The organism is Paenibacillus selenitireducens, assembly GCF_002021565.1.
Classification (GTDB): Bacteria; Bacillota; Bacilli; order Paenibacillales; family Paenibacillaceae; genus Paenibacillus_K; species Paenibacillus_K selenitireducens.
This window is the reverse complement of the sequence record NZ_MSZX01000011.1, coordinates 89,301-102,031: the sequence shown is the minus strand read 5'-3', so window position 1 is coordinate 102,031 and position 12,731 is coordinate 89,301. Positions and strand designations below refer to the sequence as shown.

The 12,731-nt window shown below is 46.7% G+C and carries 9 protein-coding genes; 2 read left to right on the top strand and 7 right to left on the bottom strand.

The genetic code is table 11. The features are described from left to right. Positions 1-48 precede the first annotated feature (48 nt). The gene (locus tag BVG16_RS24290; protein WP_078501791.1) at positions 49-1,170 is read right to left on the bottom strand and encodes an LptM family lipoprotein; all 1,122 of its coding nucleotides are present in this window, start codon (positions 1,168-1,170) and stop codon (positions 49-51) included. 175 nt (positions 1,171-1,345) lie between these two features. Next, the gene (locus BVG16_RS24285; protein ID WP_078501790.1) at positions 1,346-2,053 is read right to left on the bottom strand and encodes a 5'-methylthioadenosine/adenosylhomocysteine nucleosidase; all 708 of its coding nucleotides are present in this window, start codon (positions 2,051-2,053) and stop codon (positions 1,346-1,348) included. 210 nt (positions 2,054-2,263) lie between these two features. Here BVG16_RS24285 and BVG16_RS24280 point away from each other — a divergent pair, with 210 nt between their 5' ends. Together BVG16_RS24280 and BVG16_RS24275 are read left to right on the top strand one after the other, a co-directional pair. Continuing rightward, positions 2,264-2,719, top strand: a complete 456-nt coding sequence (locus BVG16_RS24280) for an S-ribosylhomocysteine lyase (protein WP_078501789.1) — start codon at positions 2,264-2,266, stop codon at positions 2,717-2,719. A gap of 20 nt (positions 2,720-2,739) precedes the next feature. After that, complete coding sequence (locus BVG16_RS24275; protein WP_078501788.1) at positions 2,740-3,510, top strand: SDR family NAD(P)-dependent oxidoreductase; 771 nt, start codon at positions 2,740-2,742, stop codon at positions 3,508-3,510. A gap of 53 nt (positions 3,511-3,563) precedes the next feature. Here BVG16_RS24275 and BVG16_RS24270 read toward each other — a convergent pair whose 3' ends face one another. The 5 genes from BVG16_RS24270 to BVG16_RS24250 form a co-directional block, all read right to left on the bottom strand. Next, entirely contained in the window at positions 3,564-7,613 is a 4,050-nt protein-coding gene (locus BVG16_RS24270; protein ID WP_158081776.1) for a glycosyl hydrolase family 18 protein, read from the bottom strand. Between the two features lie 481 nt (positions 7,614-8,094). Next, positions 8,095-9,204, bottom strand: coding sequence for a hypothetical protein (locus BVG16_RS24265; RefSeq protein WP_078501786.1), 1,110 nt, complete (start codon positions 9,202-9,204; stop codon positions 8,095-8,097). Between the two features lie 178 nt (positions 9,205-9,382). Beyond that, complete coding sequence (locus BVG16_RS24260; protein ID WP_078501785.1) at positions 9,383-10,663, bottom strand: DEAD/DEAH box helicase; 1,281 nt, start codon at positions 10,661-10,663, stop codon at positions 9,383-9,385. Between the two features lie 167 nt (positions 10,664-10,830). After that, the gene (locus BVG16_RS24255) at positions 10,831-11,853 is read right to left on the bottom strand and encodes a glycoside hydrolase family 130 protein (protein WP_078501784.1); all 1,023 of its coding nucleotides are present in this window, start codon (positions 11,851-11,853) and stop codon (positions 10,831-10,833) included. A gap of 31 nt (positions 11,854-11,884) precedes the next feature. Beyond that, the gene (locus BVG16_RS24250; protein WP_078501783.1) at positions 11,885-12,730 is read right to left on the bottom strand and encodes a carbohydrate ABC transporter permease; all 846 of its coding nucleotides are present in this window, start codon (positions 12,728-12,730) and stop codon (positions 11,885-11,887) included. Between the last annotated feature and the right edge of the window lies 1 nt (position 12,731).

The following is a 12,731-nucleotide window of genomic DNA, read 5'->3' as shown; positions in this document are numbered from 1 at the left end:
ATGAGAGGTGGGGGAGTTTCATTCATATCACTCGGAATAAGACGGATACTATTTCGCGTTATCGAAAGATTTTACAAGACCTGCAATGTAGCTCTCCACACTGATCGTAACCGAAGACGTCAATTCAGCTTCGTCTGGAACCGCTGGGTGCGACGCATCTTTTTCTTTGGTTTTCATGCTTTTGATTTCATCGACATTCTTGCCGACCATCCAATCACCAAGCGCTTTCGCTTGCTCATACCAGTCTTTGCCGATCGAAGATGCCTTCTTCATGCCATATTCGTCAGCAAGCTCCACTTTCGTCTTGAACTCGCCGTTTTTGTCAGTCGTGATTTTGCCAGCTTTATCGAAGTCAATTTTGGTCTGTGCATTATCGATAATGGTACCTGCTACTTTACCCTCGTTATCGAAAGCGGTTGCAACCATAATCGTATTCACTTCAGCAGCAGGAAGCACTTCTTTACCATCCGCATTGGAATATCCTTTGGATTTAGCAGCTGATACGATATGACCCAGGCCTAATCTCTCAGCTCCGGCTTGGACCTCAATCGCATGGTCATAGGCTTCTACAACCCCAGCGATGTAACCTTCCACACTAACCGTAACGGAAGACGTCAAATCAGCTTCGTCTGGAACCGCTGGATGCGAAGCATCCTTTTCAACGGTTTTCATACCTTTGATTTCATCGATGCTCTTGCCGACCATCCAATCCCCAAGCGCTTTGGCCTGCTCATACCACTCTTTGCCAATCGTGGATGCTTTCTTCATACCATACTCATCGCCAAGCTCCACTTTCGTTTTCATTTCTGCCTTGATATCAGATGCCACTTGCATATCTTTATCAAAATCAACTTTGGATTGCGCGTTATCAATTTCAACTTTGACAACTTTACCGTCTTTATCAAAAGCTGCGGCAACCATAATGGTATCCACTTGACCTGAAGCTTTGTCGCCCTCTAAATCTTTGGATTTCCCGATGGTTGTAACATGTCCAAGACCGATCTTGGCAATGGAGCCTGCAGCTGCTTCTGTCGTTGTTTCATTGGAACCATTTGTCGTTTGCTCCGTGTTGGTCGTGTCTGTAGCTGTTGAAGATTCTTTAGCACCGCAACCTGCCAGCATCGAAATCGCTACCATGGATACTAACAAAATGGACAACATCTTTTTCATGTGATTAAAATCCCCCTAAAATACATAAATTTTTAGGTAAGTGAATATTTTCACTAACCATACTAAGTGAATGCTATCACAAAGTTTTCACAGGTACAATACGGGGAATCACTCTTCACAATCTGATCACAAATGAAAAACCTCTCACATCACGTTGCGAGAGGTCCTAATGTAACTATTCAGCTATGACGTCCAAACTAATCAATTGCTTCACGAATTCGGTGGAGTGCTTTGCAGCCGTATGCAAGTTCGCGTCGAACAGTTCCCCTGCTCCATGACCAGCGTTATCTGAGATCGCCCGGACCGCAAAGAATGGGATGTCCAACAAATAGGCGGTTTGGGCAATCGCCGCTCCCTCCATATCTGTCGCTCTGCTCTCGGGAAACCGGCTCCGAATCTGATCCGCTTGTGCTTGCGTGCCGATAAACGAGTCCTCCGTCGTAATCAGCCCTGTAACAACGTTGTGTTCAGCATTTCGCTCATTTACAAGGGTTTGCGCCAGAGTATACACATGTGCATCAACGGGGTATCGCGCAGGCATTTGCGGCACTTGCCCATAGACATATTCAAAGGCAGTTGCATTCACATCACTATAGGCCAACTCCGATGCCACGACCACATCCCCGATCTGCAGCGAGGAATCCAACGCCCCAGCAGAACCAATGTTAATAATCAACTGCGGCTGGAAGCGCTCGATGAGCAAGGCTGTCGTCAAAGCTGCGTTGGCTTTCCCAATACCGGATTGTAAGAGAACAATCTCCTGATTGTTCAGCTTGCCGGAGTAGAATACCCCTCTCCCTACTTTCGTCTCTTGTATCTCCTGCAACTCCGAACGAAGCAATTCTACTTCCTCGTCCATCGCACCAATAATCGCAATTGCCATCTATTTTTCACTCCTAATCTTAGATTTCCCCAGTGAATATATCGGATTTATTGTTGACCATCTTACCCTGAGAAATCCTGCATGTCAACAAGTATTTCGCTAATTTACAACACTTTACTTAGATAGTTCATAGGAATAATCAGAATTAATGATTTACAATAAATTCCGAGTGTGTTAATTTGAATTAAAACGTCAGAGAGGGAGATTCACATGGCAAAAGTCGAAAGTTTTCAATTGGATCACACGAAAGTAAAAGCTCCTTATGTACGTCTTGCCGGAACCGAAAAGAACGATAAAGGAAGCATTGTGCAAAAATATGACCTTCGTTTCCTTCAACCCAATGCGGATGCTTTACCAACCGCCGCCGTGCATACATTGGAGCATTTGCTAGCTACTTATTTACGCGATGAATTGCAAGGGATCATCGATATTTCACCTATGGGCTGCCGTACCGGCTTCTATCTCATTATTTGGGATGAACATGAACCTGCCGATGTCGCAGTGGCTTTGACCAAAGTCCTTAATCAAGTGCTAGAAACCGAGATTGTTCCCGCGGTATCTGCATTGGAATGCGGGAACTATAAGGATCACTCCCTGTTCAGCGCACAAGAATATGCGAGAATCGTGCTGGACGCTGGCATTAGCGACGATCCTTTCAGAGCGTAACGAGAAAGGAACGAGAGGCCATGCTAACGATAGATTTTACGGGGAAAACGCTCGTGGTTACTGGGGGCTTAACAGGCATTGGCAAGGGGATTGCCGATCTCTTCCTCCAAGCTGGCGCGAATGTCGTTGTCGGGGATATCGCTTGCAAGCCAGGCATCGAACAGATCCATGAGAAGCTCGTCTATACGCGAACAGATGTCACGATCCAAGAGGATGCTGAGCTGTTAATTGCTTCTGCCGTCGAGACCTTCGGGCGCATCGACTTTCTTGTAAATAACAGCGGTACGTCCACGATGGATTTCGCCGTAGATATCAAAGAATCGGATTGGGATAAAGTCATGGACGTGAATGCCAAAGGCGTCTATCTTGTCTCGCAAGCAGGCGCGAAGCAGATGCTTCGCCAAGGGGATGGCGGGCGTATCATTAACATTGCCTCCCAAGCAGGTAAAAACGGCTACCGCTGCATGGGCAACTACGTGGCATCGAAGCATGCTGTACTGGGCTTTACCAAAGTCATGGCCTTGGAATTAGCCAAGGATAACATCCTCGTCAACGCCGTCTGTCCGGGTATTGTGGAGACAGAGATGAAGCAACGCGAGCGCGTCGAAGGCGGACTCCTTCGCGGCATGACCGCTGCGGACATCTTAGCCGAGGATCAATCCCAGGTACCGCTAGGTAGAACTGCACAGCCCGAGGATGTCGCCAATGTTGTCTTGTTCCTAGCAAGTCCCTTCTCGTCTTACATGACAGGTCAAGGGATTAATGTAACCGGCGGTATGACGATGAATTAACATCATGTATTACAAAGGGCAGCACCCGGATAACCGGGGCTGCCCTTTTCAAGTTAATTCGATAATCCGGATGCCCGAAGCGTTCTCATGATCGTAACCGCTGCTTGCGCTTTTGTGACATGGGATTGTGGACTTAGCTGCGTATCGGAAACGCCGAGCAAAATTTTAAGCTCCACTAGCGTCGCCAGTGCTGATTTTGCATACGCAGAAATGTTCGCTTGATCGTTATACCGTTCCAACGATGCGGTATTTGCAGCACCCTCGATGCCGACAGATTTCAAGGCATGGGTTAAGATCACCGCAAGTTGCTCACGCGTCACCGGAGCGTCTGGATCGAACGTCGATAGGGTCATTCCTTGAATCAACCCCGCCTTCTTCGCAGCCGCAATCTCTCTCTCATACTTCGATCCCGCATCCACATCTGTGAATCCAGCGGATGAGCCATCCGGTAGGATACCAAGAGCTCTTACGATAACCGATGCCACCTCAGCACGCGTTATATAAGTATTTGCGCCGAATTGGTCTTCCTTCTCTCCGAACGCAATCAACTTGGCAACCGCTTGAGCTACATCTTTCTGTGCCCAGCCCGCCGTAACGTCCTTGAAATTATTCACATTCGTTTCGATGATGGCATAAATTCCGTTGCCTTGCCGCTTCAACTCGACGGTTACCGTTCCATCCCCATTCACGGTAATGACAGTAGGGACGGAGCGTATCTCATTCGTGTCAGGGAGGTAAACTACGCCGGTTGCACGTTGGATATCGATGTCCTTTGCTTTGAACGTAAATTTGCGGCTTAATCCCTTTGCACCGAAGTCCGTAATGAGTTTAGTAGTCTTATCCGCATGTAGCATCTCGATTTTCACTTCAAAGGCGGAGACCCGTACCTTAGCGCCCTGCACTAATTTCGATATTTTATCCAAGGTGTCTTGGGCCGGGGATTGGATTGAGATTTTCACATCTGTCGACCCATGAATCGAATGAATAGGGATAATATGCTCAACGCCGTTCACGATCAAGGTTAGCGATGCCTTTTCTCCTTTTTTGGCGATGGCCTCAATGACTTCTTTCGGCAGGCTGATTTCAACCTGTTTGGCTACGTCAGTTATATTAATTTTGAACGATGAAGAAGCAGATTGGTTAATCGCCTTGAGCGCTGCATCCTTCGGTAAAGTAACCGTTAATTTGTCTCCGTCTTTCTTGATTTGCGTCTCTAGCTGATCCTTCGGTGTAGAAGGTTGTGTCGGTGTTGGTGTTCCTGGTGAAGGTGACGGCGACGTTGTTGTCGGCGGGTTCGTCGGTGTAACCGTGTCAGCTTGCGTTTTCACGTTCAGCACAGGACTGTTTACGGATACTTCTTGCACTCCCTCGCTGGATTTCACCACGGCAATCACATGAATCGCATAGTTCGTGTTCGCGTTGAGTGAAGTTAATTTGTATTGCGTGTCTGTCGTATTAGCTACCCATTGCTTATTCACATACACTTCATACCCCGTTGCCCCAGCCGATGCGTCCCATTTCAATTGAATGGTGTTCACGCCGGTTGACGTGGTTGCGAGATTTTGCGGAGCTTTGATTGCAGATGCATTGACTGTGCCATCGATCGGCAAGTCTTTTAGAAGTTGGGTGGATAATGTTTTGTTCTTATCCCCGTGAACTTCCCAGCTCATCACGCCTGCGAGATCCAAAGATTTCAGCATAGCAGCGGTATAAGCCATTGTTTCTTTATCATTGTAAGTAATAAATACCTTCGTATCCGGGTTATACACGTAAGCTACTTTGGAAGCTTCATTCCAGTAACGAATATAGCCGTTTTTGTTAATATAATTATTCTCAAGATCTTGGAAGTCAAAAATGCCACTCTCCCATGTTCCAAAGGCCGTGCCTCCGCTGCATTCTTGGTATTGTCCGTTCCCGGTCGCAGGACATCCTGCCCAACCTTTGCCGTAGAAAGGAACACCAACGACAACTTTATAGTTCGGTACGCCACCTTTGACGAAGCTTTGCGCTGCACCTTCAACATTGTTACGTGGGGCTGTTGTCGCTGCTTTTGGATGATTCTTATCAAAATATAACGGTGCGTTATGATGGGCGAGTTTCTCCCAGCTTCCGCTGTAATCATACGTCATCATATTAATAAAATCTAAATATTTCGAAGAATTGGCTAAGTCAGCATTCACAACAAAGTTATCGCCCTGCGCAGCTGCTATTGTCTGGAGATAATATTTGCCGTCTTCAGATCCTGCTGCGTCTAGCGCTTCACGAACAGTTTGCATTAACAGCGTAAAGTTCTCTTTATCTTGCGGTCCTCTTGAGTTCGACTCTTCCCCGCCTTCAACCGGATATTCCCAGTCAATGTCGATACCATCCAACTGATATTGTCGGAGGAACTTAACAACCGAGTTCGCAAAGGCATGGCGGGTTACTTCGTCAGCAGCCATATTGGAGAAATTCCTAGACCACGACCAACCGCCTACTGAAACTAATACTTTCAGTTTTGGATGGCTTTGCTTAATCTCTGCAAAGGATTGTAAGTTCTTCAGATCAAAATCAGGGTCGCCAATAATCATTTCTCCATCAAAAACATACTTGTTTTGTAATGGCAGGTCGACGTTCTTGCAATCCTTACCGTTAGTGCCTATCTTTTGCCAACATAAATCAGTAAATGCATAATTAATATGGGTTACTTGGTTGACATCAATATCCGTTGGCTTATAGTTTCGGCCCTCCTCGCTTAAGGACCAGGAAGTATAGTACGTAACAATATTATAATTGCTTCCGGGTACGATCTTCGCTTCTACACTTTCAGGTGATGTCCACAAGCTGTTTTGAGCTACAACTTTGAAAGAATAGGATCGCCCCTCTGTCAGTCCGTCGACCAAATATCGATTGGAATCGCTGGACCCTATGCGTTGACCGTCCTGGTATATTTCATAGCTCGTGGCCCCAGGTGTAGGTCCCCACCCCAATGCAACGCTTGTTCTCGTTGCCGTAACGGCCTGCAGGTCTGTTGGTGCTGCTAATTCTCCCCATTTCATCGTTACTTTGTTGCTTTTTGCTGATACCTTCGCAGCTTCTCCTGGTGCAGCATACTGCGCTCCCACCATGAAGGAATACACCGCACCAGTTACGGTTCCTGCTGGGATCGGATAAGTAACCTGGTTGGTTCCATCCCAAATCCCTGTTATCCATTGATTGTTTGCATAAAGGTCATAGCCGTTTGCTCCAGCCGACCCTCCCCAGCTTAACGTCACGGAATCCTCAGTAACATCCTTTATTTTCAAATAACTAGGCGGGCTTAATGGTGCCTCTTCGTAGATTTCCATATTTTTCGTGGTTGTAAATTCCAGGACGTTACTTCGTCGATCTTCTGGAATATCTTTTCCTGTATTCTGCTTATCTTTCTCCCAGACAATAAAAATTCGATACTTGGTCTCGGGCTGAAGACCGGTAATCTTGCGCGTAGTTGAATTCCCCCATGCTAGCCAAGCTCCCGTATCTGCGTTATACACTTGCATATCATTTGGTTTATTCGGAATGAAATCCCACACCAGCGTAGCAACATTATGCGTTACATTCTCGATTCGCAAGTTTTGAGGAGGATTGATAAAAGGATCCACGACTTCTCCCCCAAGTGTGGTGAATTCAATGACATTACTCTTGTGCTCAAGGTTAACTGGTCTAACTAGCCATGTAATATACAGCTTATACGTGGTTTCAGGTTTTAAATTGTCAAGGGTCCGACTGCCGCTATTGCCCCAAGTGAAATACTTGTCATCCTCGGCGAGCCATACTTCAATATCGTTCTTAACAGGATCTTTATCCCACTGGATGGTTGCGCTAGTATTGGTTATGGAGTCTTGTAGAACTCTTAAGTTTTGCGGAGCTAAGGGGTCTCCATATGTCGAAGAAATTACGGAACTACTAGGATCTGTTGGTTGCGGTGTTATCGTATTCTCAGCTGTATTCGTTTCACTCGAAATTTCGGCGCCTGTGTTATCGGCTGCATATGTCGTAGGCGAGAATAACGTACCAAACACTAATGCAAAACTTAACAATAAAGTCATGATATGAGACGATTTCTTTCGAACAGCTTTTCGCAATAAGATCACTCCTATGAGAACTAGATTTCGATGAGAAAATAGAGTTGCTTCGGAATCATGTTGCATCATGCTCGGTGAAGTTTTCGTAAGACGGTGTTGGAAGTTATACATCGTGGTTCGTTCAACATTTCTTCTCTTCCTTATGAATCGATCCCCCCGCACCTCCTCATTCTAAATGTTAAATTTATGTAAAAACTTGTGCTAATCCCATCATGTAATGGGCTGAGATATATGGGAAGGGAGACATTTCCACAATCGAGGGATAAAAAAAGATGATTTGCGAGAGGATCGTTGGATACTATAATTTTCCGGAGTTTTCCATCACGAGTTAGGTGTTAGATGAGCTAAATATACGAAGAGGAATTTGGTCATTCTGATTCATAGAGAGGAATCTCGCAGATCTAAACGTAGGTTATGCACTTCAAAATCTGCGAGATTTCTTATTTTATTCGAGGGAGTTTTTAAGCAGCTTTGTTACTATTCAGTCTACCTCTGGGGCTTCTAACTTTAATAAGGTATCCGCCACTTCGCATCCATTCACCACGAGGACAATGCGATGATCGCCTGGGTAATGACGGCGCGTGGTCAGGTCTGCCCAGCGATGCGTTCGTTTCCCAGTCAGGCGCGTGCCCCCGGATACGGTCTTATCTGACAAAAGGAACAATTTGCGAGACGTTTGCCCTTTCGCCTTCACGAAATAAATGCCGTATTCGATCCGAATTCGGACCGGCTCTCCTTCACGAACGCTGAGCGCATATTGCAGCTCGCAGGTCTCGCCGATCGTCAGTGCAGACGGCTCAGCCGCCATTATCGCGGAAGTGACTAACGAGGTCGCATCTTCGGCATAACCGAAAATGCCCATAATTTCAGGGTCCGCCTTGCGCACCAAGGTTCTGCACCCATGCCGTATGATCCAGTCTGTATCCGGATGCACCCCCTTCCAGCGTCGAGCCGTCTCCAGCACGATGGACGGGTGATCCTTCGCGATATCATTCAGGTTATTAGCCACGCTCTTGCGCACATATAGGGATGGATCTTCCTTTAATTGTTCCAAAACGGGGAGCACCGGAGCTGGGTCACGCTTGAACATCGCTAGCGCAACACCCCATGGCAATCTCGGTCGACAACCCTCGCTGGCAAGCCGCCTTACATGCTCATTCGGATGTTTTGACCAAATCGTCATCTGCCGCATCGCACGCTCTGGGTCACGCAGCAGGAACGGCCGGATCGCAAATTCCGATGATGATCCTCGCGTGAACGCCTCCAATGCTTGCATGGAGAGGTCCCAATGTTCGTCAGCTTGTCCATACACCTCTACGAAATCAGGGAAGAACAAATACGGAAAGCCCGTGCACGATTCAGATAAAACAAATAGGATATCCAATGCGTCTTCATAACGCGCCGGTAAATATCTCCCGAGCATGTCACTGATTCTGCGCATCCGAGCTTTTAATGCAAGCCCCTCCCATGATTCATCCATAACGGCGGCGAGGAATCCCTCCCGATCGAATGCATCATACACAACATGCACCTTGTCCCCGAATTCGCGCAGGAACGCCTCGCTATATATATCCTTTAAAGGTTCTGCCATCGTCAGCATCCTCCTTTTCTTTAAGCCTTATTTTACAGAATGATCTACTTTCGTAGTATACACGTTCAAAGTAGACAACTGTATGTCAAGTTACGCAGATAGAAAAAGGAGTTATGCTCCTTGCAGCTTATCTGCCGCTTGAAGTATAACCCCTGATGCCTATTCTATCCTTCAGATTCTAACCTCTGATCTGCTTGTTTTCCTTCTTTTTGGTAAACCACTCGGATTTGGGCTTACGCTTTGGGTTCGCCTTGGGTTTCGCAGGTTTGAAAGCTGCTGGTCTCGAAGGTACTTCTACTTTTACCGTTGCAGTCGGTTCCATCATCTTATAGGCCTGGTCTTTGACTTCAGGAACCTTCTTCCCGATCAATTTCTCGATATCCTTGAGATAAGGAAGCTCTTCACCATCGCAAAACGAGATAGCGATCCCGCTCTGTCCAGCTCTCCCCGTACGTCCTATGCGATGAACATAGGTTTCTGGAATATTCGGAAGGTTGAAGTTAATGACATGCGAGAGCTCCTCGATATCAATGCCTCTTGCCGCAATATCCGTGGCTACTAAGACTCTCGTAACCCCGCTCTTGAAATTACGCAAGGCGAGCTGGCGCGCATTCTGAGACTTGTTGCCATGAATGGCTTGCGCCGTAATTTTCACTTTGGTCAGTTCACGAACCACACGGTCTGCACCATGCTTCGTCCGCGTAAATACGAGTGCCGTAACGATAGATTTATCTTGTAATAGATGATTTAATAGATGCTGCTTGTTACCCTTATCAACCCTATATACCGATTGTTGGATCCGGTCTACCGTAGAAGATACCGGCGTAATTTCCACCTTCACGGGGTTCACGAGCAGTGTTTTAACCAATTTAGAGATCTCTGGGGGCATCGTTGCTGAGAAGAAGAGCGTCTGTCTCTTGCGAGGCATTTTTGCAATAATTCTCTTCACGTCATGAATGAAGCCCATATCTAGCATCCGATCCGCTTCATCCAATACCAGGATATTGACGTATTGTAGATCGATACATTTTTGATTGATTAAATCGATAAGTCTGCCCGGCGTTGCGATCACAATATCTGCCCCGCGTTGAAGCGCCCGCTCCTGTACCTTCTGCGAAACGCCGCCCACGATCGCGGTACAACGTAAATCCGTAAATTGACTATAGGCTTGGATGTTCTCTGCAATCTGCAGCGCAAGCTCTCTTGTTGGGGATAGAATCAGGGAGCGAATACGGCGTACCGCAGTTAATTTACCCTGTTGCTGCTCCAATAACAACTGAATCATAGGTAGAGAAAAGGCAGCTGTCTTCCCCGTTCCTGTCTGCGCGCAGCCAAGTAAATCTCTGCCGGCTAATATAGCTGGAATCGACTGCTCTTGTATAGGTGTTGGTGTCGTATAGTTCTCTTTGTCTAAAGCTTTTAAAACCGATGGTATTATATTCAAATCATGAAATGTCATTATAATCTCCTTTATGTGAAACACATCTATTTCATAGGTACGAGTCTCCACAAATTCCCGCAATATGTCGTAACATATAATGATACCACAGATCGACGTACAAAAAGAAGCGGTATATTTCACCGCTTCTGCTCATCGAGGTATATGCTTGTATCCGCAAGCCCAATTTAGATTTTCCCAATCTCCTGATCGTCCGACACGTCCTCATGTGTCTCTATCACATAATTCACAATTTCCTTTACTGTTGTGTAAGCTACACCTACATAGGTATCTGCAGCGCCATAGTAGATCGCGATTCGGCCTGTATCAGCATCGTGCAGCGTTGCACACGGGAATATAACATTGTTCACAAAGCCCCGCTCTTCATACCAGGTTTCCGGCGTCAGTATGAAATTCGCGGAACGATATTTCACGCGTGAAGGCTCGTCATGATCTAAAATAACCGCTCCCATTGAATATACAAAACCGTTGCAGGTGCCCGTTACCCCATGATAGAACATCAGCCAGCCTTCCGTCGTTTCAATGGGTGCGGGACCGCCGCCAATTTTGACGGTTTGCCACCATCCCTGCCCGCCTTTGCTCATCACATGCCGATGTTTGCCCCAATGCACAAAGTCAGGACTTTCGCTTAAGAACACATCACCGAACGGTGTATGGCCGCTATCGCTCGGGCGTGATAACATCACGAAATTGCCGTTTATTTTTCTAGGAAACAACACACCATTACGGTTAAACGGAAGAAACGGATTTTCCAGACGAATAAAAGTTTTAAAATCTTCCGTTTTTGCAACACCGATCGCAGCCCCATAGAAATCCGTGCACCAAATCATATAAAATGTATCCTCGACCTTCACAAGCCGAGGGTCATAAGCATAACGCGGATGACACGGATTTCCTTCCTCATCAGTAAAATCAATACGCTGCTCCTCAATCGACCATGTTAATGCATCGTCACTCCATCCAAGGTGCAGGTGTGGGCGCCCGTTAATCGTTTCTGCGCGGAACACCCCGACAAATCGTCCCTCATAAGGTGCAACCGCACTATTGAAAATTCTAGCAATTCCTTTGACCGGATTTCGATCAATAATCGGATTTTGTGCGTGCCTCCACACCGGGCCAGCATTTGGTTCCGGTTTGTCCTGCCAAGGCATATTGGATAAACGCTCCCCGATAATCTGCACATGTTCCATGTTGTAAAACTCCTCCCTGATCACACCGGGTTCATTTGAATCCCGTCATTGTAGAACCGGCACGCATGAAATATTTTTGCCCGAAGAAGAACAGGATCAGCATCGGAATCGTCGACAATGCAGCGGCCGCCATCAGCAGCTCCCACTGGGCGCCGTGTTCCTGTAAGAACCCTTGCAATCCCAGCATAAGTGTCCATTTATTACTATCGTTCAAATACAATAACGGGCCGAGGAAATCTGTCCACGTGCCTACAAACGTAAACAACACGATAGTCGCCAAGATCGGCACCAACTGAGGCAGCATCATCTGCCAATAAATACGGAATTCCGAGGCGCCGTCAATTTTGGACGCTTCCGATAATTCCTTCGGGATCCCCATATAAAACTGGCGAAGCAAGAAAATAAAGAACGGTGCTCCGAAGAACGATCCGATCGTAAGCGGCAAATACGTATTGATCCACCCCAACTTGCTGAATAGGATATAAGTCGGAATCATCATGACCTGCGGCGGAAGAATCATCGTGCCTACAATAATGGCGAATACAAGATTGCGCCCCCTCCATTGGATCTTGGCCAATGAATAAGCGACAAGCGGTGCTGAGAACAACTGTCCGACAATGTTAATTGCGCACAATAACAGTGTATTGCCTACATAATGAAAAAACGGAATGGCTTTCAAAGCCGTCGTGTAGTTACTCCATTGGAACTTCTCCGGGAAAAATACAATCGGAAGTCGGAAGATATCCTCTGGCGTTTTTAGCGAAGTGAGTACCAGCCAAAAAAATGGAAACAGAAACACTAACCCGCCTGCGCCCAGCAAAGCATAAGGGATGATAGAATGACGTAATTGGTACCCAAAGCTGTGTTTTGTTCGCATT

Coding starts and splice junctions, on each gene's coding strand:
- BVG16_RS24290 (WP_078501791.1), bottom strand. CDS start 1,170: ATGAAAAAGATGTTGTCCATTTTGTTAGTATCCATGGTAGCGATTTCG.
- BVG16_RS24285 (WP_078501790.1), bottom strand. CDS start 2,053: ATGGCAATTGCGATTATTGGTGCGATGGACGAGGAAGTAGAATTGCTT.
- BVG16_RS24280 (WP_078501789.1), top strand. CDS start 2,264: ATGGCAAAAGTCGAAAGTTTTCAATTGGATCACACGAAAGTAAAAGCT.
- BVG16_RS24275 (WP_078501788.1), top strand. CDS start 2,740: ATGCTAACGATAGATTTTACGGGGAAAACGCTCGTGGTTACTGGGGGC.
- BVG16_RS24265 (WP_078501786.1), bottom strand. CDS start 9,204: ATGGCAGAACCTTTAAAGGATATATATAGCGAGGCGTTCCTGCGCGAA.
- BVG16_RS24260 (WP_078501785.1), bottom strand. CDS start 10,663: ATGACATTTCATGATTTGAATATAATACCATCGGTTTTAAAAGCTTTA.
- BVG16_RS24255 (WP_078501784.1), bottom strand. CDS start 11,853: ATGGAACATGTGCAGATTATCGGGGAGCGTTTATCCAATATGCCTTGG.
- BVG16_RS24250 (WP_078501783.1), bottom strand. CDS start 12,730: ATGCGAACAAAACACAGCTTTGGGTACCAATTACGTCATTCTATCATC.